Raw genomic sequence first — 25,365 nt, 5'->3', positions numbered from 1 at the left:
CTGTTTTGCACAAGGAATTGTCATGACATTGACCGAGCTGAAATACATCGTTGCCGTAGCACGCGAGCGTCATTTTGGACGTGCTGCCGAAGCCTGCTTTGTGAGCCAACCGACGCTGTCGGTGGCCATCAAGAAGTTGGAAGACGAATTAGGCGTGGTCATCTTCGAGCGTGGCGGGCCCGAGGTGGCTATTACCCCCATTGGGCTGCGCATCGTCACCCAGGCACAGAAAGTGCTGGAAGAGGGCGCCAACCTGCGCGAGATTGCCCGCCAGGGCCACGATCCTTTGGCTGGCCCTTTGCGCGTTGGCATTATTTACACCGTGGCACCGTACCTGCTGCCCAAGCTCGTTCCCAAGCAGATTGAGCTGACCCCGCAAATGCCACTTTTATTGCAAGAAAACTTTACCGTGCGTCTGCTGGAATTGCTGCGCCAAGGTGAGATTGATTGCGCCATTGTGGCCCTGCCTTTGCCTGAAACAGGCTTGGTTATCCGCGAGCTGTACGACGAGCCTTTTGTGGTGGCCATGCCCCATGAACACGCCTGGGCCAAGCGCAAGGAAATTGATCCCGAACAGCTGAAAGATCAGACCATGCTGCTGCTGGGTGCCGGCCATTGTTTCCGCGACCAGGTGCTGGATGTTTGCCCGGAGCTATCGCGCTTTTCAGCGTCCAGTGAAGGCATACAGCGCACCTTTGAAGGCTCTTCACTGGAAACCATCCGTCATATGGTGGCCACCGGCATCGGTCTGACTGTCCTGCCTGCCAGCTCTCTGACAGCCCCCGGCCAGGCCAACGAACTGCTGGCCTATGTCCCCTTCAAAAAACCCATTCCAGATCGTCGCATTGCCTTGGTCTGGCGCAAAAGTTTTCCACGTACGTCGGCCATTGACGCCTTGACCCGTGGGATCATGGAAAGTGGCTTGGCTGGGGTCAACTACTTAAAAGTCGAATACAACAGCAATTTCCCGTATCCTGAACTAGCGTAAATCGCACACCTACTGCGTGTTATTCTGCTTCAGTACCTATTTAGCCCTCTGTTCAACAGGAGTCCACTATGGCAAAAGCCGTGAAAGCAGTCAGTAAAACCGCCAAGGTCAGCAAGGCCGAAGAAGCCCCGAACACTGATACCAAGGTCGCAGTTGCAGCCGATGTAAAGGCTGAACCAAAACCGGCAGCCGCCAAGGCCCCCGCCAAAAAAGTGACCGCTAAAAAGGCCGTCGCCAAAAAGCCTGCCACCGCAGCCAAAGCTCCCGCCAAGGCGGCCGCTAAACCTGCGGCCAAGCCAGCTGCCAAACCAGCCGCTGCTCGCAAGCCTGCCGCGACCAAGCCTGTTGCCGCCGCCAAACCCGCTGCTCCTGCCAGCGCCGCCAGCAGCGCTCTGAAAATTGATATCGGTATTTCGACGGCAGACCGTGCTGCTGTAGTTAAAGAGTTGTCCAAGGTACTGGCCGACTCCTACACCGTGTACCTGATGACACACAACTTCCACTGGAACGTCACCGGCCCTATGTTCAAGACTCTGCATGAGCTGTTCATGACGCAGTACACCGAACTGTGGCAAGCCCTGGATGACATCGCCGAGCGTATCCGCGCCCTGGGTCACTACGCCCCTGGTACCTATGCCGAATTCCAGAAGCTGTCCTCCATCACCCAGCCCGCTTCCGTGCCGGATGCCACCACCATGATCGAACTGCTGGTCAAAGGTAACGAAGCGCTGGCTCGTACTGCACGCACCGCTTTTGACCGTGCCGACTCGGCCGACGACCAGCCTACCGCTGACTTGTTGACCCAGCGTCTGGACGTGCACGAGAAAAATGCATGGATGCTGCGTAGCCTGCTGCAGTAATTTCCATCTTATCGCCCTCAAATAGCGATAAAAAAAGGCCACCAAACGGTGGCCTTTCCTATTCCCCCTATAGAAAACCCTGAATTCAGGCGTCAGGCAGGCATAAAGCCCTGTTATCGGTGTATGCTTTCCTGCATATTCACGGAGGTGTTTTCTATGAAAATTCGTTTCACTCCTGTTGCAGCGGCCATGAGCCTGGCAACGGGTCTGCTCTTGTCCGGTGCTGCTCACGCTGACAACATCCGTATTGCACTGGCCGGTCCTTTCACAGGCTCGGTTACCCAATACGGTGACATGGTCAAACAAGGCGTCGATACGGCCATCGAACAGATCAACGCTGCCGGTGGCGTTCTGGGCAAACAGCTCGAACTGGTCACTGTTGACGATGCCTGCGAACCCAAGCAAGGTCCCGTCGCAGCCAACCGTATCGTGAATGACAAGATCCACTATGTTGTCGGTCACGTTTGTTCGGGCGCTACCATCGCGGCCACCGATATCTACAACAACGAAGGCGTGTTGATGGTGACTCCATCGGCAACAGCACCTGCTGTTACCGACGGCAAAGGCTACGAAATGATCCTGCGCACCATTGGTCGCGACGATCAGCAAGGTCCAGCCGCTGCCAAGTTCATCCTGGAACAGATCAAGCCCACGAAAGTTGCCGTCCTGCACGACAAACAGTCCTACGGCCAAGGTATTGCCGCTTCGGTTCGTTCCGAACTGCAAAAAGCCGGTACCGAAGTTGCCCTGTTTGAAGGCATTAACGCGGGCGACAGCGATTACTCCGCCGTCATCACCAAGCTGAAATCCACCGGCGTGGACTTCGTGTACTTTGGTGGCTACCACCCTGAAATGGGCCTGCTGCTGCGTCAAGCCGCCGAGCAAGGCGTGAAAGTCCACTTCATGGGACCGGAAGGCGTGGGTAACCCCGACATTAACGCCATTGCCGGCAAAGCCGTTGAAGGCATGCTGCTGACCTTGCCTGCGGACTTCTCGCAAGATCCGGACAACCAGGCCATCGTCCAGGCTTTCAAGGACAAGAAGCGCGATCCTAGCGGCGCGTTCCAGCTCTCCGCTTACGCAGCCACGATTGCGATTGCCGAAGGCATCAAGGGCGCTGGCGAGGACGATCCAGTCAAAGTGGCCGACTACCTGCACGCCAACAGCGTGAAAACGCCTATCGGTCAAATCAGCTGGAACAAGCAGGGCGACCTGAACGACTTCAAATTTGACGTCTTCAGCTGGCACGCTGACGGTTCCAAAACCGTCTACGGCAAGTAATCCCTGATTCTTGCTCGTAAAAAAACCGGCCTTCGGGCCGGTTTTTTATTATGTATCGCCTTGGAGCACCTTGCTTCAGGCAGGCTGCTCAGGCCTCGATACGCAAACCCGTATCGCGGTCGAACCAATGCAAAGGGTGGGGTGGCATGTAGCCAATCTGGATGGCCTCGCCAATTTGAATTGGATATTCGCGAGTCTGCTCAATCGGGCAGCGCACGATGATGCGATAGTCGCCACAACCCAGATGCAGTAACTGCTCGGAACCCAGAATTTCTACCATTTCCACCTGCGTAGTCACACCGGGCACATGCAGCTGGATGTGTTCTGGTCGTATGCCCAGGAACACCTTGCGGCCACGCACCGCAGCGGGCACCATTTCCGGGCCAAACTGCACGGGCTGGCCATTGTCTTGCGTGATCTGACCTTGTGCATCCACCTCTACTGGCAACAAGTTCATGGGCGGTGAGCCAATGAAAGTGGCCACAAAAACGGAAGCAGGCTTTTCGAATACCTCGGCGGGTGTCCCGATTTGCTCAGGCATGCCCTGATTCATCACAATCATGCGCTCGGCCAAGGTCATGGCTTCAATTTGATCGTGAGTCACATACAGGCTGGTGGTTTTCAGGCGACGATGCAGTTTCTGAATTTCCAGACGCATCTGCACTCGCAGCTTGGCATCCAGATTGGACAGGGGCTCGTCAAACAGAAACACCTTGGGTTCACGCACAATCGCACGGCCCATCGCAACACGCTGACGCTGGCCCCCCGACAGTTGCCCTGGACGGCGTTCCAGCAGGGCACCCAATTCCAAGATCGCAGCGGCGGCATTGACCCTTTGCTTGATTTCATCCTTGGAAAACTTACGGATTTTCAAGCCATACGCCATATTGTCAAAGACTGACATATGGGGGTAGAGCGCGTAGTTCTGGAACACCATGGCAATGTCACGTTCAGCCGGTTCCAGATCATTGACGACCTTGCCGTCGATCAGCACCTGACCTGCCGTGACAGATTCCAGCCCCGCCACCATACGCATCAAGGTCGATTTACCGCATCCAGAGGGGCCCACAATCACCACGAACTCGCCATCCTTCACGTCCACATCAATGCCGTGAATAACGACCGTCCCGTTCGGGTAGGTTTTCTTGACGCCTTCAAATCGTAAGCTAGCCATTCAATAAAGCCTGTAGAGAATTACTTTTCAGAGTCGATGAGACCTTTGACGAACCACTTTTGCATCAGCATCACCACCAGGGCAGGCGGGATCATGGCCAAAAGGGCCGTGGCCATCACCACGTTCCACTCGGTCACGCTGTCACCACCGGAAATCATGCGCCGGATACCAACCACGATCGGGTACATATCCTCTTTGGTGGTAATGATCAGCGGCCACAAATACTGGTTCCAGCCGTAGATAAACTGAATTACAAACAAAGCGGCAATGCTGGTCTTGGACAAGGGCAGCAGAACATCTTTAAAAAACCGCATCGGGCCGGCACCATCAATACGGGCGGCCTCGATCAATTCATCGGGCACCGTCAAAAAGAACTGGCGAAACAGGAAGGTCGCGGTTGCTGAAGCGATCAAGGGCAGGATCAGGCCCCCATAGCTGTCCAGCAACTGCAGGTCCGCCACGACCTTGTACGTGGGCATAATGCGCACTTCCACCGGCAGCATCAGGGTGACGAAAATCATCCAGAAAAACAGCATGCGGAACGGGAAGCGGAAATACACCACGGCAAAGGCCGAGAGCATGGAAATAATGATCTTGCCAACCGCGATGCCCAGCGCCATCACCATGCTGACCAGCAACATGCGTCCCACTGGTGGGGAGTTGGTGGCCGTCCCCTGCAAAGCGGTGATGTAGTTCTCTACCATGTGCGAGCCCGGCCAGAGCGACATGGGCGCACGGGCCACTTCCGCGCTGGTCTGGGTGGAAGCCACAAACGTGATGTACAGGGGCAGAGCAATCACGATCACACCCAGGATCAGGGTCAGATGCGTGAAAAAATCAAGAATAGGGCGTCGTTCAACCATGACTATGTTCCTTGCTGCGCATCAGCTGTACGTCACTTTGCGATCAATATAGCGGAACTGAATCACCGTCAGCGCCACAACCACCACCATCAGCACCACAGACTGGGCTGCCGAAGAACCAATATCCAGGCCACGGAAACCCGTGTTGTAGACCCGGTAAACCAGAATCGAGGTGGCTTCACCCGGCCCGCCCTGACTGACCACGTCAATAATGGCGAAGGTGTCAAAGAAGGCATAAATAATGTTCACGACCAGCAGGAAGAAAGTCGTCGGGGCCAGCAAAGGAAACACAATGCCCCAGAAACGGCGCATGGGACCGGCACCATCCATGGCGGCCGCTTCAATCAGGGAGCGCGGGATGGCTTGCAGGCCAGCCAGGAAAAACAGAAAGTTGTAGGAGATCTGCTTCCAGACCGAAGCAATTACCACCAGCAACATGGCGTCATTGCCATTCAAGCGTGGATTCCACTGAATGCCATGCTCCAGCAGGAACACGGCCACAATCCCTACAGAGGGGGAGAACAGGAACAACCACAACACCCCGGCCACCGCCGTAGCCACGGCATAAGGCCAGATCAGCAAGCTGCGATACAGCAGCGCACCTCGTATCACCCGGTTCGCCATCACGGCCAGAACCAAAGCCACGACCAGCCCCAACACCGACACGGCAAGCGAAAATACCGCCGTCGTCTTGAACGAGGCCATATATTCTGCACTATTGAACAGCTCGGCAAAGTTATCCAAGCCTACAAACTGCGAAGACAGGCCAAAGGGGTCTTCCAAATGAAAAGCCTGCCACAGCGCTTGACCGGCAGGCAGAAAAAAGAAGATCAGAGTAATGGCTAGCTGCGGAGCAAGTAGCAAATAGGGCAGTGTCTTATGACGAAAGACGACACGTTTTTCCATAGGTTTGCGCGCAATGGGAAGGGAGCGCCACCATCAGGGTGACAGACTTCAAGTGAAACGAAAAGCGTATGAGTGGCTTGGACGATAGGGTGACAGCTTACTGGCTTGAAGCCAAGACAGGACACCGTCCGCACACACTCATACGCTGGATTGTAAACCACCCGCCCAAGGCGGGTCGGGCTTACTTCACGCTCTTTTCAAAGCGCTCCAACAGTTCATTGCCACGGCTTTGCATGGCTTTCAGACCTTCTTCAGGGGTGACTTTGCCGGCAAAAATCTGTTCCATCACACCGTCTTCGATGTCACGAATCTGCGGCAAGGAACCCAGACGAATACCACGAGAGTTCTCGGTGGTGCTGGCGTCCAGCTGTTTGACGGCAACGTCTGCACCCACGTTCTTGGCGTAGAAATCGGAGTCCTTGGTCTTTTCAAAGCCCGCTTTGGTCACAGGCACATAACCGGTGTCCTGGTGCCAGGCGGCGGCTTGCTCAGGGCTGGAGATGAAGTGGAAGAATTCAGTCACGCCCTTGTAAACATCATCGGACTTCTTGGCAAAGACCCACAGGGAAGCGCCACCAATAATGGAGTTCTGAGGCGCGCCTTGTACATCGCTGTAGTAGGGCAGGCTGCTGGTGCCAAATTCAAATTCGCCGGTTTTGATGATGTTGGCGCGGTTACCGCTGGAGCCGGTAAACATGCCGCACTTGCCGCTGGTAAACAGGGCATTGGCCGTATCACCACGACCGCCGTAGGAGAAGGAACCATCCTTGGACATATTTGCCAGGAAAGTCATGTGCTTCAGGAACAGTGGGTTATCCAGCTGCAGGCGAGCGCTGGGGCCGCCAAAGCCGTTGTTCTCGCTGGCAAAGGGGATGTTGTGCCAGGCGGCAAAGTTCTCCAGCAGAATCCAGGAGGGCCAGGAAGAGGTGTAGCCACACTCTTGACCGGACTCACGCAGTTTCTTGGCGGCTTCGTGCAGCTCCTGCCAGGTCTTGGGCGGCTTCTCGGCATCCAGGCCAGCTTTCTTGAAGGCGTCCTTGTTGTAGTACAGCACCGGGGTGGAGCTGTTAAAAGGCATGGAAATCAGCTTGCCTTCGTTGGAGGAGTAGTAGCCGGCAACCGCACCCAGAAAGTCATCCGGGTTGATAGGTTTGCCCGCTTTCTCCGACATTTCCTGAACTGGTTGAATGGCGCCCTTGGCGGCCATCATGGTGGCAGTCCCCACCTCGAACACTTGCAAAATATCGGGGGCATTACCGGCACGGAAAGCGGCGACACCGGCGTTCATGGACTCGCCATAGTTGCCTTTATACGAGGCTTTAACCTGGTAGTCCGACTGAGATGCGTTAAAGTCTTTGACTAATGCATTAACCCGTTCGCCCAAGGCTCCTTCCATTGAATGCCAGAACTGAATTTCTGTGGCCGCTTGCGCAGTGCCGATAGAAGCAATCAGACCGGCTAGAGACAGAGCAAATAGTTTTGTTCGCATCAGGCTTTCTCCTGTATAAAAGGTGCCGCTAAGGTGTAGCAGGTTTTAAAACTCAAGCTTATGACTTGTTTATGACGCTCTCGTGAATGTATCCATGACAGCGTTATATAAGCAATGACTAATTACCCTCAAACGCTAAGAAAACGTGTCAGAGGACAGATTTTTAATGGGAGCGATGATGAATCCACACGATACCTCTTTTAAGCTGGCGTTTATCGGCGCGGGCAATATGGCCAGCGCCTTGGCGGCTGGTTTAATTGGGAAACGCTGCGGCGGCTCGGACGTTTTGGCGATTGATATTTACCCGCCCGCCCTGGAGTCGTGGGCCCAGCAGGGAGTACAAACCGCGTATGAACCCGGCCCAGCCTTGTCCAAGCAGCGTATCTGGGTTTTTGCCGTCAAGCCCCAGGTCATGAAAGAGACCGTACTGGCCTGCAAACCCTATCTGCAAGAGGACACCCTGGTGATCAGCGTGGCCGCTGGCATTCCGGCAACCGCTCTGGCCCAATGGCTGGGCGAACCCGGCCAGCCGTACCAGCGTGTAATCCGCTGTATGCCCAATACCCCGGCCTTTATTGGTTGTGGCATTACTGGCCTGATGGCCCTGGAACAAGTGGATGAAAGCGATAAAGCCATTGCGCAGCAATTGTTGAAATCCGTGGGGGAAGTGGTCTGGGTTGAAAATGATGCGGCCATTGATGCCGTCACGGCGGTTTCAGGCAGTGGTCCAGCTTACGTGTTTTTGTTCATCGAAGCTTTGATCAAAGCCGGTATCGAGCAAGGTTTGTCGCCAGAACAGGCCCGCCAGCTGTCCCTGGCAACGCTGCACGGCGCCACCCAGTTGGCCACCTTGTCGCCGGAAGAACCCTCGGTCTTGCGCGAGCGCGTCACCTCCAAAGGGGGGACTACGGCAGCCGCCCTGAATATCTTTAACGAAGGCGGCTTTACACCCCTGGTCCAAAAAGCAGTCAATGCTGCCAAAGTGCGTGCCAGAGAGCTGGCCCAAGAGTTTTCCTGATCCCCGGATTACTCCCTATAGCATCGTCAAAAATTGATATAGCGCAATAAAAAAGCAGTAAAACAAAGAGCAGGGGAGTTCTCAAGGGAGCTCCTCTTTTCTTTTATAAACAAGGCTTTTAGTATGCGAGCGGGTTTTGGAAACACCCTGTTAACAATGCCTCGTTATTTTCAAAATAAATAAGCAGGGCGCTAGGGCTTATACGAAGTGACAAGTTTTAGGCGGCTCCCCCAAAATGGGTTCCCCTGGAGCATAACAATGCCTATCCAGACCCCAGAATAAGCACTTTCTAAAAAGCAATGCCGGGAACCCCCGGCCTCGGGAGACAGCTGCTATGACCCTTACTCGACGCTTTACCCCCGCTCTGACCGCCTTGGCCACCGTACTGGCCATGGGCACCGCCTATGCGGCGGACACCATCAAAATTGGTATCCCTCAACCCATGACTGGTCCCTCCACCCAATATGGTGACCAAATCCAGGCCGGTGCATTGACCGCAATTGACGCGATTAACGCAGCAGGGGGTGTCAAAGGCAAAAAGCTGGAAGCCGTCCTGATTGACGATGCGTGCGAACCCAAACAGGCTGTGCCTGCAGCCAACCGTGTGGTCAACTCCGGCGCGAAATTCGCCGTGGCCCACGCGTGCTCGGGAACCACGGTGCCTGCCGTGAACATTTACGAGCAGGAAGGCATTGTGGCGATTACTCCCGGTGCGACCTCGCCTCTGGTCACCGACACTATCAAGCCCCATTACTTTTTCCGCACCATTGGTCGTGACGACCAGCAAGGCCCCTTTGCGGCCGACTACATTGCTGACGTCCTCAAGCCCAAGAGCATTGCCGTCCTGCACGACAAGCAGACTTATGGCTCCGGGGTTGCCACGCAAGTGCGTGACGCGCTCAAGAAAAAGAACATGAACATTGTCATGTACGAGGGCATTAACGTCGGTGACAGCGATTACTCGGCCGTAATCACCAAGCTCAAGGGCGTGAACCCCGATCTGATTTATTTCGGTGGTTACCACGCCGAGCTGGGCCTGCTGCTGCGTCAGGCGCGTGAACAAGGCATGACCAACACCTTCATGGGTCCGGAAGGCGTTGCCAACCGCGATCTGGTTGCCATTGCCGGTCCGGCAGTGGAAGGCTTGCTGGTGACCTTGCCAACCGACTTCACCAAGATGCCGGCCAACAAGGATGTGATGGAAAACTTCAGCAAATACAAGCGCAATCCTAACGGGGCCTTTACCTTCCCGGCCTACGCGGCCGTGCAAATTATTGCCGATACAATCAACGCGGTAGGCGAGGATTCGACCAAGGGGGCCGACTACATGCACGCAAATGCGTTCGATACCGCCATTGGCAAGGTAGAATACGACGCCAAGGGTGATTTGAAGCATTTCGAATTTGCCGTTTTCAAGTGGGATAAAGAAGGTAACTTTGATCTAGTTGAGAAATAAGACTGGATTATGTGCCCCCGCTCTTTACGAAGAACGGGGGCATTGCTTTTGGATGCCCACAAAGCCTCAGAACAAAACGACGGACTCAACGGAAAAAAACAAGCATGTCTGATTTACTCCCTCAGATCGTGCAGCAGCTGTTCAATGGATTATCCTTGGGCGCTATTTATGCACTGATCGCCATCGGCTACACAATGGTCTATGGCATTATCGGAATGATTAACTTTGCCCACGGCGAGATCTACATGATCGGCGCCTATGTCGGGCTGGTAACCCTGACTGCGATTGGCGTAGGCTCGGGTCTGCCCATCTGGCTGATCATTCTTATCATGTTGCTGGTTGCCATTCTGGTAACCGCCGTTTACGGCTATGCGATTGAAAAAGTCGCCTATGCGCCGCTGCGTGGCAGCCCTCGGCTGGTCCCGCTGATCTCGGCCATTGGTATGTCCATTTTCTTGCAGAACTGGGTTGCCCTGGGCCAGGGCGCACGCGATATGGCAGTGCCCACCTTGCTGTCCGGCTCCTTTCAGTTCAGCCTGGGCGCAGACGGCTTTACCGTCACGGCGCCATACTCACGCGTCATGATCATTGTCGTGACCGTGGTGCTGATGATCATGCTCAGCCTCTATATCAAGTACTCGCGTCTGGGTCGCGCCTCGCGTGCATGTTCACAAGACTTGCGCATGGCCAACCTGCTGGGTATCGACACCAATAAAATCATCTCCTTTACCTTTGTCATCGGCGCCATGCTGGCTGCCGTGGGCGGCGTGCTGATTGCCACCGCCATTGGCAAGCTGAACCCCTTCATCGGCTTTATTGCCGGTATCAAGGCCTTTACGGCAGCCGTGCTGGGCGGTATTGGCAGCATCCCGGGCGCCATGCTGGGCGGTGTCCTGCTGGGTCTGGCAGAAACCTTTGCCGCTGCCTTTATTTCGTCGCAGTACAAGGACATCGTGGCCTTTTTACTGTTGGTCTTTATCCTGCTGTTCCGCCCAACGGGCCTGCTGGGTAAACCCGAGGTGGAGAAAGTCTGATGATGAACCGCTTTAGCAATGCATTTATCGCCGCTGTCTTGGCAGGCATTATTGTGGCTCCCGTCTTTGGCCTGCAAATTGTGCGCGCCGGGATGAACACCCATCTGGAAAGCGATTGGCAGATCATTCTGATCGGTATGGCACTGGTCTTTGTGGTCCAGCTGATCCGTCCTAACGTCAATCGCACCAAGATACGTGAAAGCCGCTGGACGCTGCCCAAACTGAGCATGCAGCACAAGAAGATCCTGCTGTACATCGTGATCGCTTGTGCCGTGGTCTGGCCCTTTTTTGGTGGGCGTGCCCAGGTGGATATTGCCACCCTGGTGCTGATCTACATCATGCTGGGCCTGGGGCTGAATATCGTGGTGGGCTTTGCCGGCCTGCTGGACCTGGGTTTTGTGGGCTTTTACGCCGTGGGCGCCTACACTTACGCCTTGCTCTATCACTACGCAGGCTGGGGCTTCTGGGAAGCACTGCCATTAGCGGGTGGTATGGCGGCCCTGTTCGGCTTTCTGCTGGGTTTCCCCGTGCTGCGCTTGCGTGGCGACTATCTGGCTATCGTCACCCTGGGTTTTGGTGAAATCATTCGCCTCTTGCTCATTAATATGTATGACCTGACCGGCGGCCCGGATGGCATCTCCGGTATCCCCAAGCCAACCGTATTCGGTTTCCCCATGGCACGCCGTGCACCGGAAGGGCAGACCACCTTCCATGACCTGATGGGCTGGACCTTCAGTAACCAGGACGTGGTGGTGTATCTGTACTTGATGGCCCTGGCGCTGGCCCTGATCACCTTGCTGGTCTCCAGCCGTGTGGTGCGCATGCCTATTGGTCGTGCCTGGGAAGCCCTGCGCGAGGACGAGATTGCTTGCCGTTCGCTGGGCCTGAACCCCACTTCCATCAAACTGTCCGCCTTTACCATGGGCGCCATGTTTGCCGGTTTTGGTGGTGCTTTCTTTGCCGCCCGTCAGGGTCTGGTCAACCCAGAGTCCTTCACCTTTATTGAATCCGCCTTGATCCTGGCCATCGTGGTGCTGGGTGGTATGGGTTCACAAATCGGCGTCATTCTGGCTGCTATTGTGCTGACAGTGGTCCCTGAATTGGCCCGAGAGTTCGCGGAGTATCGGATGTTGATTTTTGGTCTGGTCATGGTGGCCATGATGGTTTGGCGTCCACAGGGCCTGCTGCCTGTGCAACGTCCTCATGTGGAGTTGCGTACATGAGCCCATTACTCCGAGTATCCGATCTGTCGATGCGTTTTGGTGGCTTGCTGGCGGTGGATTCCGTCAGCTTCGATGTGGCTAAAGACGAAGTGTTTGCCATCATCGGCCCCAACGGCGCCGGTAAAACCACGGTGTTTAACTGCGTAGGCGGCTTTTACAAGCCCACCTCCGGTTCCGTCACCCTGGAAGACCAGCCCATCCACGGCCTGTCCAGCCACAAGGTGGCACAAAAAGGCCTGGTACGTACCTTCCAGAACGTGCGTCTGTTCAAGAAGCTGACGGTGCTGGAGAACCTGCTGGTTGCCCAGCACAGCCAGCTCAAGGCCGGCTTTTTGTCCGGTCTGCTGAACCTGTCACGCTACAAGCAATCCGAAAAGGAAGCTAAAGAGCGTGCGGTGACATGGCTGGACTTCATGGGCCTGACCGATATGGCCAACCGTGAAGCGGGCAACCTGGCCTACGGCCACCAGCGCCGCCTGGAAATTGCACGTTGCATGATCACCCAGCCGCGCTTGCTGATGCTGGACGAACCTGCGGCGGGCCTGAATCCCCAAGAAAAACGCGATCTGCAAGCCCTGATCGACCAACTGCGCCGCGAATTTGGCGTGGCCGTCCTGCTGATCGAGCACGATATGAGCCTGGTTATGGGCGTATCAGACCGGATCCTGGTTATGGAATATGGCAAACCCATTGCCACCGGCCTGCCTGAAGAAGTGCGCAATGATCCGCGCGTCATCAAAGCCTATCTGGGGGAAGAATAAGTGCTGAAGCTGGACTCCGTATCTACCCATTACGGCGCTATTCAGGCGCTGGATCAAGTTAGCGTGGACGTGAATCAGGGCGAGATCGTCACCCTGATTGGCGCGAACGGCGCTGGCAAAACCACCTTGCTCATGACCGTTTGCGGCTCGCCCCGAGCCAGCTCGGGCAGCATCAGCTTCATGGGCGAGGACATCACCCACGCCGATACGCACCGCATCATGCGCAAAGGCATCGCCATCTCTCCTGAAGGCCGTCGCGTCTTTCCAGACCTGACCGTGTCGGAAAACCTGAAGATGGGCGGTTTCTTTCTGAACCGCAGCGAGATCGACGAAGGAGAGGACCACGTCTACAAACTGTTCCCCCGCCTGAAAGAGCGCGCTACGCAACGAGCAGGAACCATGTCAGGTGGTGAGCAGCAAATGCTGGCCATCGGTCGCGCACTGATGAGCAAACCGTCCTTGCTGCTGCTGGACGAACCTACCTTGGGCCTGGCCCCGCTGATCATCGCCCAGATCTTTGACATCATCCGTACCATTCGCGATGAAGGCGTGACGGTGTTTCTGGTAGAACAAAACGCCAATAAGGCCCTGCAAGTTGCAGACCGTGGCTATGTGCTGGAAACCGGCAAGGTAGTGATGCAGGATACCGGCGCCAATCTGCTGGCAAATCCGGATATTCGGAAGGCGTATTTGGGGGCTTAGACTGCCAGCGAATGCAGCCTCAAAGCGGTAGAGCGTCATCGATTTAAAGCACGCTTTAATTTACGTGCTTGAAAAAAACCTGAATCTCAGCTTTTGCTGGATTCAGGTTTTTTTTATTCGGGTGACAAGTCAGAATAAGGCCATTCGCACCAGAACTAAAAGCTGTCGATATGCTTGCCGGACGCTTCAGGGGAGCAGAACACGACAGCATCCCCTGAAACCTGATATCGCTAGCTGCGAAACGACTTAATCCTTCAACAAGCCTTCGCCGCGCAGTGCCGCCTTCACACCTTCGTTCTGCTCCATGCGAGCAAAGAAAGCGTTCAGGTTCTTCATGCCCGACAGGTCCAGCTTCATCAGAGCAGCCCAGCGCAGTACCACGTACAGGTAAGCATCAGCCACGGACAAGGAGCCCGACAAGGTTTCTTTGCCTTCCAGGTGCTTGTCGATCACGCCCAGTTGCTTAGTCAGCAAGGCAGCGGTTTTGGCCTTGACTTCGGCCTGGGTCGCTTCCTGATCCGCGTAGCGATGCGTACCGAACACCACGCCCACGTTACGGTGGATTTCGGCGTTCAGGAAGGCCAGCCAACGGCGGGCTTCAAAGCGTTGTTCGATGGTGCTGCCAATCAAATTGGCTTGCGGGTTCTTCTCGTTCAGGTATTCCAGAATGGCGATGCTTTGTGTCAGAACCAGATCACCATCGACCAGAACAGGCACAGCGCCGTTGGGGTTCAGTTTCAGGAATTCTTCTTGCTGCAGTTCGTCACGGCTGACGCGCTGGGATTCAAACGGCTTGCCTATCCACTCCAATGCAATGCGGGTCACCAAAGGACAAGCACCAGTCATGTAATACAGTTTCATAAGTTCTCTTTCCAAAAGTGCGATAAACAAATGGCGCGAGCATGTCGCGCCACTCCAAAATCATCGAGGCTGCAGGTGGCGAGCCAGGAAGCGCTCCATACGCTCGTAAAACTCGAACTTGTTCTCGTCGTTATGGAAGCCGTGGCCTTCGTTATCCTTGACCATGTACTCCACATCCACACCACGCGCTTTCAAAGCGGCAACCATCTGATCACTTTCTGCCTTGTTCACCCGTGGGTCGTGTGCGCCCTGGGCGATAAATAAGGGAGTGCGGATCTTGTCGGCATGTAAAACGGGGGAGTTGGCTTCCAGCAGCTCTTTATCCTTTTCCGGATCACCTACCATGGCGTGCATTTTTACCAGCAAAGGCTTCCAGTACGGCGGGATGGTATTCATGAAGGTCAGCAAGTTGGACACGCCCACATAGTCCACTGCTGCGGCGTACAAGTCCGGGGTTTTCACGATACCGGCCAAGGTCGCGTATCCACCGTAGCTGGCGCCGTAAATGGCGATGCGCTTGGGGTCAGCAATCTTTTGATCAATCAGCCACTGAACGCCATCGGTAATGTCGTCCTGCATGCTCAGGCCCCATTGCTTGAAACCCGCTTCCCAGAACTTGCGTCCATAACCGGTCGAACTACGGAAGTTGATTTGCAAGACGGCGTAGCCACGGTTGGCCAGAAACTGCACCTCGGGGTTAAAGCCCCAGTAATCACGCGCCCACGGGCCGCCGTGCGGGTTGATGACCACAGGCAGATTACGGCTGGGGACACCCAAAGGCAGGCTCAGGTAGCCGTGAATCTTCATGCCGTCACGTGCCGTAAATTCGATAGGGTGCATGACCGCCATATCGCTTTCAGGCAAGGCACTGTTGATTACAGCCAGTTTGTGCAAGCTATTGCTGTCCACATCGTAAAGGTAGCGTGAACCTGGATTGCGATCGCTGTAGCTGGCCACAATCATTTTCTTTTCATCGCGTGTGATGGACTGAATGCTGATCTCGTAGCCCGGCAATTGGCGGGCGATGGCGGCGTGGATTTTCTCGCTGTGCTCGTCAAAGAAATGCTGACCGGGTTTGTCGGTGTAATAATCCACCGAAGTCAACACCTGACGCAGGCGAGAATAGCCAGCTCCCATCAGATCGTGATCGGGTAATTCGTAGATTTTTTCTTCTTCATCCGGCTTGGCAGGGTCAATCAAGACCAAGGCCAAGGTGTCACGACCACGGTTGCTCAAGGCGTAGAAGCGCTGATTGTCGGCATGAAAAAAGAGAGGGCTGACTTCCGTGCGGAAGTCCGTTTGCAAAATGCTGCGGAACGGCTCGGAATCGCTGTCGCGATAACGCAGTTCGGAATCCACACCCGAGATCGAAATCGCCATGCGCACCCGACCTTGATGATCTGTGCTCCAGCCCAGTACATCACCGGGGTTCTCGGCCGCCAATGTGCTTTCACCGGTCAGGACATTGACCTTGTAGACGTCGAATACTTCCGGATTACGGCCGTTGTGCGACACCAGAATATGCTCCGGGTCGTCCGGCAAATCGTCCTGCACCCCGGCACGTACGCCTTCCAGCGGCGTCAGGTCCGTGACTTTGCCAGTCAGCACGTTCACAGCCAGAACGTGATAGTTCTCGTCGCCGTTCACGTCCTTGGCATAAATAACGGTTTCATCGCCTTTCCAGAAGTACTCGGCAATATCGCGCTGATATTCGGCGGTGACGCGGCGAGCCTCGCCCACAGGCTCACTGCCTTTTAACTCATGCACAAAGATATTCTGACGGGCGGGGTGGCCGTCGATCTTGACGGGCTCCATAAAGCCGATCATGCGCCCCTGATCCGAAATCCGGAAACCGCTACGCTTGGGATTCTGAAAAAAGTCCCGAATGTCGTACAGTGGGGGAGTGGTGCTCGCGACGTTATCCGGTATCAGGGCGTGGGCGCCCAAAGAGAGCAAGAGGGACAAGAGCATAAGCAATAACCTATAAAACAGGGTTATGAGGGTGAGACCAGGGACAAGCCTGTATCAATCCCATTACTATATCGGATGATGGTCCCAAGCAAAGGCAAGAACCCTCTGAAAATAGGGCCAGAATGCCAGGGGCAGCTCAAGGACAAGGACAGGCATGACTTCTTTGACTCGTATCGTTTTTCTGGATAGGGAAACACTGTCAGACAGCGTAGAGCTGCCGCAGGTTCCCTTTAAGCATGAACTGCAAGTTTACGGACGTACCGCTCCCGATCAAGTGGCCGAACGTATTGCCGATGCCGACATTGTCATCAGCAATAAAGTGGCACTCCGCCGCGAGCATTTGCAGGCCGCGCCCAACTTGAAAATGATCGCATTGGCCGCCACAGGTAGCGACAATATTGATCTGGATGCCGCCCGTGAACGCGGCATTGTGGTCAGCAATATCCGCGACTACGCCGTGCGCAGTGTTCCGGAGCACGTTTTTACGCTGATCTTTGCCCTACGCCGCAATATCTGCGCCTACCGCCAGTCCGTCAAGGAAGGCCGCTGGCAAGAAGCCCAGCAGTTCTGTTATTTCGACTATCCCATCCGTGATCTGGCAGGCTCCACCTTAGGGCTGATTGGCTCTGGATCTCTGGGGCAGGCCGTCGCCACCATGGGTCGAGCCCTGGGCATGAAAGTCATCTTTGCTCAACGCCGTGGCCAGACCATCGTCAGCAATGCGGATGACCGCTTGCCCTTTGAGCAAGTGCTGGAGCAAGCCGACGTCCTCTCCCTGCATTGCCCACTGACTGCTGAAACACAAAACATGCTGGGCATGGCCGAGTTCGAGCGTATGGCCCCACGCCGCCCCTTGCTGATCAATACCGCCCGTGGCGGGCTGATCGACAATCAGGCACTGGAGCACGCCTTGCGGCAGGGCTGGCTGGGTGGTGCAGGCATTGATGTTTGCACGCCCGAGCCGCCACCCGCTGACCATATCCTGATGCGCTTGTTAGACTTACCCAATTACATTTTGACGCCGCATATAGGCTGGGCCAGTCAGGAGGCCATGCAGGCCCTGGCAAACCAGTTGATCGAAAACATTGCTGCTTTCCACCGCGGCCAAGCACGCCATACGCTGTAAATAATGACTGATTTAAGCTCCTACCAAGCCAATTTCTCCCTCGCTGGTCGCTGTGCTCTGGTGACCGGCTCGTCCGCCGGTCTGGGCCTGGAAATCGCCCGTGCCTACGCTGCCCATGGCGCCCATGTGATTTTGCATGGTCGTAAGGCCAGTAAACTCCTGCCTCTTGCCAACGAGCTTGAAGCTGGCGGTGCCCAGGTTGATACCTGGGAACATGATCTGGCCGATCTGGACTCCTTGCCAGACTCCTATCAAGCCCTGTGCCAGCGCGTCGGCACTCCCGATATTCTGGTGAACAATGTGGGCGTGCGACTACGCAGCCGCTTGCAGGATGCCGATTGGGACGATGTGGAGCATTTGCTGAATGTAGACCTGCTGGCTACGCTGAAACTGTCCAAGTACGCGGCCCAAGCCATGCTCGAGGCTCAGACCCGGCACGGCCGTATTGTGACCTTGACCTCCATTGCAGGCCCGCTGGCTCGCCCAGGCGACGCTATTTACCCGGTTGCCAAGCAGGGTCTGGCCGGCATGGTACGAGCACTGGCCGTAGAATTTGGCGGGCAGGGCATTACCAGCAATGGCATCGCCCCCGGCACCTTTGCCACGGAAACCAATGCCGCCCTGGCTCAAGACCCCGTCAAAGGTCCTTTAGTGGTTGGCCGCAACCCCTTGGGACGCTGGGCAAAGCCGGACGAAATCCGCGCTGCCGCTGTGTTTCTGGCCTCTCCGGCTGCTTCCTATGTCAATGGCCATATCGTGGTTGTAGACGGCGGTTTCTCCATTACTTTCTGATTGTTCCCTGACCATGCCGCTACCTCGTCCCATCCGCATCGCGATTAATGGCTATGGCCGCATAGGCCGTTGCCTGCTGCGCGCCATTTACGAATCCCCACGACGCCAGGAATTTGATGTCGTGGTCATTAACGAGCCCGCCACCATAGCCACCATGGCGTATCTGACGCGCTTTGATTCGACCCACGGCGTATTTCCGGCCCAGGTAGAGCACAACGAGCACGAGCTGATTGTGGGGGATAAGGCCATCCGGGTGCTGCATGAAACCGACCCGAAATCCATAGACTGGGCGGCGCTGGATCTGGACATGCTGATCGAATGCAGTGGTGCCTTTGGCAGTCGAGCCCAGCTGCAGCAATTTCTGGACGCCGGTTGCCCGCGTGTGCTGGTATCCAATCCCGGCAATAGTGCCCAGGACGTGGATTTCACCGCTGTGCTGGGTATTAACCATGAACAGTTGCAAGGCGACGAACGGATTGTCTCCAACGCCTCCTGCACCACCAATGCCATCATCCCGGTTCTGGCTGAACTGGATAAGACTTTCGGCATACGCCACGCCTTTTTAAGCACGCTGCACTCGGTCATGAACGATCAACCCATGATCGACGGCTACCACAGCAGCGATCTGGCCCGCACCCGTTCCGCCTTGCAATCCATGATTCCAGTCTCTACCGGGCTGGCAACTGGCGTAGAGCGGCTGTTACCGCAACTAAAAGGCAAAGTTCAGGCCAAATCCATACGCGTCCCTATCTTGAACGTGTCGGCCATTGATCTGATGGTCAACCTGGAACGCGACACCAGCCGGGATGAAATCAACCAGTTGTTCCAGAAAGCGGCGCAGCAATGGCCTGGTATTCTGGACTACTCCGATCAGGCCCATGCCTCGATCGACTTCAATCACAACCCGCACTCCGGTGTGGTGGACGGCTCGCAAACCCGAACCAATGGGGATGGGCTGGTCAATATGCTGGTCTGGTTTGACAACGAATGGGGGTTTTCCAACCGCATGCTTGATATTGCCTGTGTGTGGGCTGCGCGCTTCTTGCGCCAGCCGTGAACACCCCATTTTCAAACTGAACTGTCTTCCGAATTCTTACAGGAGCCATGATGAGTACGACACGTATTGAACAGGATTCCATGGGAACCATTGAGGTTCCCGCCGACCACTATTGGGGCGCGCAGACACAGCGCTCAATCCAGAACTTCCCGATTGGCCGAGACCGCTTCCAGTGGGGCCGCAGCATGATCGAGTCGCTGGGCATCCTGAAAAAATCCACAGCCTTGGCCAACCAGGAACTGGGCGAATTGCCCGACGAGCTGGCCCAGCTGATTGTCAAAGCGGCTGATGAAGTGATTGCAGGCCAGTGGGATACCGAGTTCCCATTGGTCGTGTTCCAGACCGGTTCTGGTACGCAAAGCAATATGAACGTGAACGAGGTGATCTCCAACCGCGCCATTGAGCTGGCTGGTGGCGAGAAGGGCAGCAAAAAGCCCGTCCACCCGAATGACCACGTGAACCGCGGCCAATCCTCCAACGATACTTTCCCCACCGCCATGTACATTGCCGTGGGTCTGGAATGTCAGCGCCGCCTGCGCAAAGACGTAGGCCAGTTGCGCGACACTCTGGCCGCCAAAGCCAAACAATTCAACAGCATTGTGAAAACCGGCCGTACCCACTTGCAAGATGCCACGCCCATCACGCTGGGCCAGGAAATTGGTGCCTGGGTGGCGCAGATTGATTTCGGCCTGCAAACCGTGGACAAGGCTCTGGACGGTATCTACCAACTGGCGATTGGCGGCACCGCCGTGGGTACGGGTCTGAACGCCCACCCTCAGTTTGGCGAACGCACAGCAGCCCATATTGCCAAGATCACAGGCCTGCCATTCCAGGCGGCTGAAAACAAGTTCTTCGCACTGTCGGCTCACGACGCGCTGGTGAATCTGTCCGCCTCCCTGCGTACCCTGGCCGGTGCCTTGATGAAGATGGCCAACGACGTGCGCTGGCTGGCCAGCGGCCCTCGCTGCGGGATTGGCGAGCTGCAAATTCCCGAGAACGAGCCCGGTTCCTCCATCATGCCCGGCAAGGTCAACCCCACTCAGTGCGAAGCGCTGACCATGGTGGCCGTGCAGGTGTACGGTAACGACGCGGCGGTGGGCTTTGCCGGCAGCCAGGGCAATTTCCAGTTGAACGTCTACAAACCTGTGATGGTGCACAATGTGCTGGAAAGCATTGCCCTGATCAGCGACGCATGCCTGGCTTTTGACGAGCATTGCGCTCAAGGTCTGGAGCCTGTCATGGAAAAGATCCAGCACAATCTGGACCAGAACCTGATGCTGGTCACCGCCCTGAACCGTCACATCGGCTACGACAAGGCCGCCTACATCGCCAAGACAGCCCACAAGGAAGGCCTGACCCTGCGTGAGTCCGCCCTGAAATCCGGCTATCTGACTAACGAGCAGTACGATCAGTGGATTGTGCCACTGGATATGACCCACCCAGGCTAAATTCAGCCTCGCTTGTGCTTGAGCGTATTCGCCCCTTCAATGGGGCGAATACGTAAACAGCGTAGCCATTTGTCCCTATGAAAGAGTAGGGGAGTGTTCCAACCCACCTATCTGCCTTTCACTGCCTTATGCGTATAAAGAAAACCTTCAGTTTGTCCTCTGCATTTGCAGCCACCGTGCTGGGCCTGGCCGTAGCCACGGCCTCAGTATCGGCCCAGGCACAATCTGAACCTGTTCCTGCCATCAGCGGACCGGCTGTCTCGGTTGAGACCCTGGTCAGTGGGCTGGAACACCCTTGGGCCATGGCTTTTTTGCCCAACAATGCCGGCATTCTGGTTACCGAGCGCCCAGGCCGCCTGCGTGTTTGGACTCAAGAAAACGGCTTGTCCGAACCGATTGCCGGTGTGCCTAAAGTCCATGCGCAATCCCAGGGGGGCTTGCTGGATGTCGCTCTGGCCCCGGATTTTTTCCGTAGCCGCCGTATTTATCTGGCTTATGCCGAGCGCCGCGACAAACAGAACTCGGCCACCACCGTCGGTTATGGCGTGCTGTCGTCGGACCTGAAACGTATCGACGCCTTCCGCCCGATTTTCCGTCAGGAGCCTGCCTTGTCCACGGGGCAGCACTATGGTGTGCGCATGGCCTTTGATCCCGGTGGACGAGACCTGTATATCGCCCTGGGCGAGAACAATCAGCCAGCCACCGCTCAGCAACTGGATCACCTGCAAGGTAAAGTCGTGCGTATTCGCCCGGATGGCATTGTGCCGCGCGACAATCCTTTCCGCAGTCAACGTGGTGCCAGAGCAGAAATCTGGAGCTATGGCCACCGCAACCCCCAAGGCATGGCCTGGAACCCTTGGACAAACGAGTTGTGGGTGGCTGAACATGGCCCGCAAGGCGGCGATGAACTGAACCGGATTCAAGCCGGCGCCAACTATGGCTGGCCCTTGCGTACCGAAGGGCAAGGCTATGACGGCAAACCCATTCCCACCGCCAGCCCCACACCGCTTGAGGGGCTGACCGAGCCTTTCCACTACTGGTCAGTCTCGCCCGCCATCAGCGGCATGGCTTTCTATAACAATGAACGCGTCCCGGACTGGCAGCACAGCCTATTTGTAGGTGCCTTGAAAGAACAAGCCTTGATTCGTCTGGAATTTGACGAAGAGGACGGCCACATCGTCGGTGAAGAGCGCTTGCTGCAAGACTTGAAGCAGCGTATCCGAGATGTGCGTGTCGGGCCGGATGGCGATGTTTATGTGCTGACCGACGAAAGCAACGGCCAGCTACTGCGCATTCAGCCCAAGTCCTGAAGCTTTAAACAGGTTTGCGACTGCGCGTCGCAATAAAACTGGGCAGGTATTTCTCGATCTCAAAGCGTGGGGCGGGGTGCATTTCTTCGATGTAATCGACCAGATACAAACCCGCTTCCAGCTGCCCGCCGATCTGCTGGGCCAAGGAGTGCCCAAAAATCAAAGGCTCCATGCGTGCCTGCTTGGCTTGCCGTGCTTCGGTGTCCAGGCTGCTCAAATCCGAGTAAGGCACGGTGAATTTGGGGCGAATCAAACCTTGCTGGGCGTAACTAGGATCCCGATCCGCAATAAACACAGCCGGATTAAAGAAGCTGGACAGCAAATGCCCACCCGGACGCAGAACACGAGCGCATTCTTTCCAGACCAGGCTGATATCAGGCACATACTGGTTAGAGACCGGGTGCAAGATCAGATCAAAACTCTCGGTCCCAAAGCGCGACAAATCGCACATATCACCTTGTTCGATCTGCAAGGACAAGCCATCACGCTCGGCCACCATACGGTCTTTATCCAACTGTCCGGCCGACAGATCAAACACCGTTACCGAGGCCCCGGCAGCGGCCAGAATGGGGGCTTGCTGCCCACCCGCACTGGCCAGGCACAGAACGGATTTGCCTTGAACATCACCTAACCAATCCGCAGGAACAGGCGAGGGCAGCAAATGCACTTGCCATTGCCCGCGACGGGCTTGTTCAACCTGCTCGCTGCTGACAGGCAAGGACCAGGGGCTTTCTGTTTGCGCTTGTTTGTCCCAGGCGCGGGCATTGTGATCGAGTAAAGAGGGATCTGACATAAGTAGTTCTTTTATAGTCACTATCACTGTATTGAAACACAGCCCTATCTTGCCCAGCGGCGAACTGGCGATTTTTTTATACCCTCAAGCTCTAAAAAAAACGCCAATCCTCGGTTTAAGACTATAAAAAAGGCCGTCTCAAGGACGGCCTGTACAGACTGAACAGTCAGCTCAATTACTTGATCAAGGTTACTGGCACATTCACCAGGCTCAGCACCTTGGTCGTGACCGAACCCAGAACCAGGCCGGGCAGGGCGCTCAGGCCGCGCGTACCCATCACAATGTGATCGATCTGGTTCTTCTCTACATAGTCTTTGATCGTTTGGGCAGCATTACCGGCAATAATGCTTTCCTTGATTTTCAGAGGAGAGCCGGCGAGCACGGAACGAGCAGGCAGGAGCGCATTGCTGCCTTCGTCCTGGTAGTAAGCCTGCAGCACATCTTCCGAGAAAAAGCGTTTGACGTTACCCGACACGATCGGAGTAGGAACAGCCAGCACGTGCAAAGTGGCTTCTGGTTTGCCCGTTAGGATGTCCACGGCGGTTTTCAAAGCACGAGTGGAAGCATCAGACCCATCGACAGGAACGAGAACATTAAGCATGAAGACCTCTTGTAGTGTGTGAACTGTTTAAGTATGAAGCAATAACTTCTACTAGGACATTACAGAATAAGCGCGCAGACCAGCTTGATCAGTATCAAGCCCCACCGCTATTTGCTAAAGGCTGTTCTATCATAACCGTATGATCTCGGTGTGGATGCCACATCACCCCGTTTATGTGCGGAAAAAAACAAGCGCCACATCCCTTCGTCCCACCATTCCTTGTGCCCGTTTTTCTTAGGAGATATCCCTCATGAGCTTGAAGCAGCTACTGGTCTGTACGGCCTTGTTCAGTGCCGGTTTCAGCGCCCAGGCAGCCGAAGCCGGCTTTGACTCGGTCAAGGATGTGCTGACCAGAAATGCTTGTTTGTCCTGTCATACGGTAGACAGAAAAGTGGTCGGTCCCGCCTATAAGGACATAGCCAAACTGCGCAAGGACGATCCAGCCAACGCTGAAGTCATTGCCCAGCATATCCGTCAAGGCAGCAAGGGCGTCTATGGACCGCTGCCCATGCCTGCGAATGCAGCCATTTCTGATGCCGACATCAAGGCGGTGGTGGATTGGATCATGGCGGGTGCGCCAAAACAGTAAGCAGTGTGTTTACACAATGGGAAACGGTCATCCAGGGATGGCCGTTTTTATTGGCTGCTCATCTGTGCCATCGGGACATGAATTTTAGAAAAAACATCTTCAACACGCCCATCCATATGAATGCACGGCTGCTCGTTCGACTCGACAGGCAAGGTTTGGGTCTGAGCAAAAAAGCGGGCAGGGGTGGTGCCCACCGTACGACGAAACATGGTGATAAAGGCACTCAAGCTTTCATAGCCCAAATCTTGAGCGGTTGCGGTCACCGATGTTCCGTTCGCCAGTTTCTGCAGGGCAATGGAACTATCCCATTGTTGCAGCCAGCGCCCAAAAGACATGCCTGTTTCGCGTAAAAATAGCCGTCCCAAGGTACGCGTACTGACTCCAATCAAGGCCCCCCATTGCTCCATGCTCAACTTCAGGCCGGGGTTTTGTGCCAAATGATCGATCAGCCTTTTCAAACGACGGTCCCCAGGCATGGGTAAATGCAGGGATTTTTGAGGGCTCAGGGCCAATTCATCCATCAGCACCGCAATCAAACGAGCATGGCGCAGCTCGCTCCCCGGCAGGTGCTCGCCAGACTGTACCAGTCTCAGAATCAACTCCCGCAACAAGGGACGGGTGAACAGAATCCCACATGCTTCCAGATGGGCAGGGGGCTGAGCCTCAATGTACAGATTCGCGATACTGGCTTGCTGGGTAGCTCGAGCAAAATGCATCACATCAGCCGGTATCCAGATCGCGCACTGAGGGGGCACCGCCCACACCCCTTGTTCGGTCTGTACAGACATGAATCCTTTCAGAACGTACAGTAGCTGGTGTTTGCGATGCTTGTGAGGCTCAGTGTCTCCCACAAAGGCCAGCTCTACCTGTAACCCCGTCACAGGTAAAGCGACCTGATCCAGATAGGCCTGGACAGTAACAATGGCATCTTTCATTCAAGGGTCGCAGGCGTGCTTGAAACAGCTGAAGCTACGCCCTTAAAAAAGCCGAAAAAAACACCGTAACACAGCGCTGGGCTGCAAAATTGCGGCTAACAGCCAGTTTCTATCGCATTCCGGCCAA

24 protein-coding genes are annotated in these 25,365 nt (G+C 55.6%); 15 read left to right on the top strand and 9 right to left on the bottom strand.

The window, feature by feature from the left end:
• Window positions 1-22 precede the first annotated feature (22 nt).
• From ACFPDR_RS08870 to ACFPDR_RS08860, 3 genes are all read left to right on the top strand, one after another.
• Window positions 23-988 (top strand): LysR substrate-binding domain-containing protein, encoded by a 966-nt coding sequence (locus tag ACFPDR_RS08870; RefSeq protein ID WP_009453943.1) that lies wholly within the window; start codon window positions 23-25, stop codon window positions 986-988.
• A gap of 392 nt (window positions 989-1,380) precedes the next feature.
• The gene (locus ACFPDR_RS08865) at window positions 1,381-1,848 is read left to right on the top strand and encodes a Dps family protein (RefSeq protein WP_026482584.1); all 468 of its coding nucleotides are present in this window, start codon (window positions 1,381-1,383) and stop codon (window positions 1,846-1,848) included.
• A gap of 156 nt (window positions 1,849-2,004) precedes the next feature.
• A complete protein-coding gene (locus tag ACFPDR_RS08860; RefSeq protein ID WP_026482583.1) occupies window positions 2,005-3,129 on the top strand; it encodes a branched-chain amino acid ABC transporter substrate-binding protein in 1,125 nt (374 codons plus the stop codon).
• A gap of 88 nt (window positions 3,130-3,217) precedes the next feature.
• Here the strand turns inward: ACFPDR_RS08860 and ACFPDR_RS08855 are convergent, their stop codons facing one another.
• The 4 genes from ACFPDR_RS08855 to ugpB all read right to left on the bottom strand — a co-directional run bounded on the left by ACFPDR_RS08855 (window position 3,218) and on the right by ugpB (window position 7,561).
• Window positions 3,218-4,303, bottom strand: a complete 1,086-nt coding sequence (locus ACFPDR_RS08855) for a sn-glycerol-3-phosphate import ATP-binding protein UgpC (protein ID WP_021446598.1) — start codon at window positions 4,301-4,303, stop codon at window positions 3,218-3,220.
• Window positions 4,304-4,323: 20 nt separating this feature from the next.
• Window positions 4,324-5,166, bottom strand: coding sequence for a sn-glycerol-3-phosphate ABC transporter permease UgpE (ugpE, locus tag ACFPDR_RS08850; RefSeq protein WP_021446597.1), 843 nt, complete (start codon window positions 5,164-5,166; stop codon window positions 4,324-4,326).
• A 21-nt stretch (window positions 5,167-5,187) separates the two neighbouring features.
• Window positions 5,188-6,072, bottom strand: coding sequence for a sn-glycerol-3-phosphate ABC transporter permease UgpA (gene ugpA / locus ACFPDR_RS08845; RefSeq protein ID WP_088452876.1), 885 nt, complete (start codon window positions 6,070-6,072; stop codon window positions 5,188-5,190).
• A gap of 181 nt (window positions 6,073-6,253) precedes the next feature.
• Window positions 6,254-7,561, bottom strand: coding sequence for a sn-glycerol-3-phosphate ABC transporter substrate-binding protein UgpB (ugpB, locus tag ACFPDR_RS08840; protein WP_009453953.1), 1,308 nt, complete (start codon window positions 7,559-7,561; stop codon window positions 6,254-6,256).
• A gap of 178 nt (window positions 7,562-7,739) precedes the next feature.
• Here ugpB and proC point away from each other — a divergent pair, with 178 nt between their 5' ends.
• The 6 genes from proC to ACFPDR_RS08810 all read left to right on the top strand — a co-directional run bounded on the left by proC (window position 7,740) and on the right by ACFPDR_RS08810 (window position 13,755).
• Entirely contained in the window at window positions 7,740-8,579 is an 840-nt protein-coding gene (gene proC, locus ACFPDR_RS08835; protein ID WP_239054260.1) for a pyrroline-5-carboxylate reductase, read from the top strand.
• Window positions 8,580-8,913: 334 nt separating this feature from the next.
• Complete coding sequence (locus tag ACFPDR_RS08830; RefSeq protein ID WP_060185068.1) at window positions 8,914-10,035, top strand: high-affinity branched-chain amino acid ABC transporter substrate-binding protein; 1,122 nt, start codon at window positions 8,914-8,916, stop codon at window positions 10,033-10,035.
• A gap of 104 nt (window positions 10,036-10,139) precedes the next feature.
• Window positions 10,140-11,069 carry a high-affinity branched-chain amino acid ABC transporter permease LivH gene (livH, locus tag ACFPDR_RS08825; protein WP_009453959.1) on the top strand — a complete coding sequence of 310 codons (930 nt, stop codon included), beginning with the start codon at window positions 10,140-10,142 and terminating at the stop codon, window positions 11,067-11,069.
• Entirely contained in the window at window positions 11,069-12,292 is a 1,224-nt protein-coding gene (locus ACFPDR_RS08820) for a high-affinity branched-chain amino acid ABC transporter permease LivM (protein WP_021446595.1), read from the top strand. Before livH ends, ACFPDR_RS08820 begins: the two co-directional genes overlap by 1 nt.
• Window positions 12,289-13,053, top strand: coding sequence for a high-affinity branched-chain amino acid ABC transporter ATP-binding protein LivG (gene livG / locus ACFPDR_RS08815; protein ID WP_035271558.1), 765 nt, complete (start codon window positions 12,289-12,291; stop codon window positions 13,051-13,053). Before ACFPDR_RS08820 ends, livG begins: the two co-directional genes overlap by 4 nt.
• Complete coding sequence (locus tag ACFPDR_RS08810) at window positions 13,054-13,755, top strand: ABC transporter ATP-binding protein (RefSeq protein ID WP_060185069.1); 702 nt, start codon at window positions 13,054-13,056, stop codon at window positions 13,753-13,755.
• Window positions 13,756-14,001: 246 nt separating this feature from the next.
• Here ACFPDR_RS08810 and ACFPDR_RS08805 read toward each other — a convergent pair whose 3' ends face one another.
• Both ACFPDR_RS08805 and ACFPDR_RS08800 read right to left on the bottom strand, forming a co-directional pair.
• Window positions 14,002-14,616 carry a glutathione S-transferase family protein gene (locus tag ACFPDR_RS08805; RefSeq protein ID WP_060185070.1) on the bottom strand — a complete coding sequence of 205 codons (615 nt, stop codon included), beginning with the start codon at window positions 14,614-14,616 and terminating at the stop codon, window positions 14,002-14,004.
• Between the two features lie 60 nt (window positions 14,617-14,676).
• A complete protein-coding gene (locus ACFPDR_RS08800; protein ID WP_376911010.1) occupies window positions 14,677-16,587 on the bottom strand; it encodes a S9 family peptidase in 1,911 nt (636 codons plus the stop codon).
• Between the two features lie 154 nt (window positions 16,588-16,741).
• Here ACFPDR_RS08800 and ACFPDR_RS08795 point away from each other — a divergent pair, with 154 nt between their 5' ends.
• From ACFPDR_RS08795 to ACFPDR_RS08775, 5 genes are all read left to right on the top strand, one after another.
• Window positions 16,742-17,713, top strand: a complete 972-nt coding sequence (locus ACFPDR_RS08795) for a D-2-hydroxyacid dehydrogenase (RefSeq protein WP_376911008.1) — start codon at window positions 16,742-16,744, stop codon at window positions 17,711-17,713.
• Window positions 17,714-17,716: 3 nt separating this feature from the next.
• Window positions 17,717-18,505, top strand: coding sequence for an SDR family oxidoreductase (locus tag ACFPDR_RS08790; protein ID WP_035271564.1), 789 nt, complete (start codon window positions 17,717-17,719; stop codon window positions 18,503-18,505).
• A gap of 13 nt (window positions 18,506-18,518) precedes the next feature.
• Entirely contained in the window at window positions 18,519-19,562 is a 1,044-nt protein-coding gene (locus ACFPDR_RS08785; RefSeq protein ID WP_060185072.1) for a type I glyceraldehyde-3-phosphate dehydrogenase, read from the top strand.
• Between the two features lie 50 nt (window positions 19,563-19,612).
• The gene (fumC, locus tag ACFPDR_RS08780) at window positions 19,613-21,010 is read left to right on the top strand and encodes a class II fumarate hydratase (protein WP_026482570.1); all 1,398 of its coding nucleotides are present in this window, start codon (window positions 19,613-19,615) and stop codon (window positions 21,008-21,010) included.
• A 128-nt stretch (window positions 21,011-21,138) separates the two neighbouring features.
• Window positions 21,139-22,320 (top strand): PQQ-dependent sugar dehydrogenase, encoded by a 1,182-nt coding sequence (locus ACFPDR_RS08775; protein WP_376911007.1) that lies wholly within the window; start codon window positions 21,139-21,141, stop codon window positions 22,318-22,320.
• 4 nt (window positions 22,321-22,324) lie between these two features.
• Here the strand turns inward: ACFPDR_RS08775 and ACFPDR_RS08770 are convergent, their stop codons facing one another.
• Window positions 22,325-23,113 carry a class I SAM-dependent methyltransferase gene (locus ACFPDR_RS08770; protein WP_376911006.1) on the bottom strand — a complete coding sequence of 263 codons (789 nt, stop codon included), beginning with the start codon at window positions 23,111-23,113 and terminating at the stop codon, window positions 22,325-22,327.
• Window positions 23,114-23,288: 175 nt separating this feature from the next.
• Window positions 23,289-23,714 carry a universal stress protein gene (locus tag ACFPDR_RS08765; RefSeq protein WP_026482567.1) on the bottom strand — a complete coding sequence of 142 codons (426 nt, stop codon included), beginning with the start codon at window positions 23,712-23,714 and terminating at the stop codon, window positions 23,289-23,291.
• Between the two features lie 250 nt (window positions 23,715-23,964).
• Between ACFPDR_RS08765 and ACFPDR_RS08760 the strand changes: the two genes are divergently transcribed.
• The gene (locus ACFPDR_RS08760; protein WP_376911004.1) at window positions 23,965-24,303 is read left to right on the top strand and encodes a c-type cytochrome; all 339 of its coding nucleotides are present in this window, start codon (window positions 23,965-23,967) and stop codon (window positions 24,301-24,303) included.
• Between the two features lie 47 nt (window positions 24,304-24,350).
• Here the strand turns inward: ACFPDR_RS08760 and ACFPDR_RS08755 are convergent, their stop codons facing one another.
• Window positions 24,351-25,238, bottom strand: a complete 888-nt coding sequence (locus tag ACFPDR_RS08755; protein WP_060185075.1) for an AraC family transcriptional regulator — start codon at window positions 25,236-25,238, stop codon at window positions 24,351-24,353.
• Window positions 25,239-25,365 lie beyond the last annotated feature (127 nt).

The sequence above is a fragment of the Alcaligenes sp. GCM10023179 genome (assembly GCF_042653705.1).
GTDB lineage: Bacteria > Pseudomonadota > Gammaproteobacteria > Burkholderiales > Burkholderiaceae_B > Alcaligenes > Alcaligenes phenolicus.
Note: the sequence above shows the minus strand (reverse complement) of the source record. Positions and strands in the feature narration are given on the sequence as shown.

Excerpts from the sequence above, each read along its gene's own strand:
- ACFPDR_RS08770 (WP_376911006.1), bottom strand. The coding sequence starts at position 23,113 with ATGTCAGATCCCTCTTTACTCGATCACAATGCCCGCGCCTGGGACAAA.
- fumC (WP_026482570.1), top strand. The coding sequence starts at position 19,613 with ATGAGTACGACACGTATTGAACAGGATTCCATGGGAACCATTGAGGTT.
- ACFPDR_RS08785 (WP_060185072.1), top strand. The coding sequence starts at position 18,519 with ATGCCGCTACCTCGTCCCATCCGCATCGCGATTAATGGCTATGGCCGC.
- ACFPDR_RS08870 (WP_009453943.1), top strand. The coding sequence starts at position 23 with ATGACATTGACCGAGCTGAAATACATCGTTGCCGTAGCACGCGAGCGT.
- ACFPDR_RS08760 (WP_376911004.1), top strand. The coding sequence starts at position 23,965 with ATGAGCTTGAAGCAGCTACTGGTCTGTACGGCCTTGTTCAGTGCCGGT.
- ACFPDR_RS08860 (WP_026482583.1), top strand. The coding sequence starts at position 2,005 with ATGAAAATTCGTTTCACTCCTGTTGCAGCGGCCATGAGCCTGGCAACG.
- proC (WP_239054260.1), top strand. The coding sequence starts at position 7,740 with ATGAATCCACACGATACCTCTTTTAAGCTGGCGTTTATCGGCGCGGGC.
- ACFPDR_RS08855 (WP_021446598.1), bottom strand. The coding sequence starts at position 4,303 with ATGGCTAGCTTACGATTTGAAGGCGTCAAGAAAACCTACCCGAACGGG.
- ACFPDR_RS08800 (WP_376911010.1), bottom strand. The coding sequence starts at position 16,587 with ATGCTCTTGTCCCTCTTGCTCTCTTTGGGCGCCCACGCCCTGATACCG.
- ACFPDR_RS08795 (WP_376911008.1), top strand. The coding sequence starts at position 16,742 with ATGACTTCTTTGACTCGTATCGTTTTTCTGGATAGGGAAACACTGTCA.
- ACFPDR_RS08755 (WP_060185075.1), bottom strand. The coding sequence starts at position 25,238 with ATGAAAGATGCCATTGTTACTGTCCAGGCCTATCTGGATCAGGTCGCT.
- ACFPDR_RS08775 (WP_376911007.1), top strand. The coding sequence starts at position 21,139 with ATGCGTATAAAGAAAACCTTCAGTTTGTCCTCTGCATTTGCAGCCACC.
- ACFPDR_RS08790 (WP_035271564.1), top strand. The coding sequence starts at position 17,717 with ATGACTGATTTAAGCTCCTACCAAGCCAATTTCTCCCTCGCTGGTCGC.
- ACFPDR_RS08820 (WP_021446595.1), top strand. The coding sequence starts at position 11,069 with ATGATGAACCGCTTTAGCAATGCATTTATCGCCGCTGTCTTGGCAGGC.
- livH (WP_009453959.1), top strand. The coding sequence starts at position 10,140 with ATGTCTGATTTACTCCCTCAGATCGTGCAGCAGCTGTTCAATGGATTA.
- ACFPDR_RS08830 (WP_060185068.1), top strand. The coding sequence starts at position 8,914 with ATGACCCTTACTCGACGCTTTACCCCCGCTCTGACCGCCTTGGCCACC.
- ACFPDR_RS08765 (WP_026482567.1), bottom strand. The coding sequence starts at position 23,714 with ATGCTTAATGTTCTCGTTCCTGTCGATGGGTCTGATGCTTCCACTCGT.
- ugpE (WP_021446597.1), bottom strand. The coding sequence starts at position 5,166 with ATGGTTGAACGACGCCCTATTCTTGATTTTTTCACGCATCTGACCCTG.
- livG (WP_035271558.1), top strand. The coding sequence starts at position 12,289 with ATGAGCCCATTACTCCGAGTATCCGATCTGTCGATGCGTTTTGGTGGC.
- ACFPDR_RS08805 (WP_060185070.1), bottom strand. The coding sequence starts at position 14,616 with ATGAAACTGTATTACATGACTGGTGCTTGTCCTTTGGTGACCCGCATT.
- ugpA (WP_088452876.1), bottom strand. The coding sequence starts at position 6,072 with ATGGAAAAACGTGTCGTCTTTCGTCATAAGACACTGCCCTATTTGCTA.
- ugpB (WP_009453953.1), bottom strand. The coding sequence starts at position 7,561 with ATGCGAACAAAACTATTTGCTCTGTCTCTAGCCGGTCTGATTGCTTCT.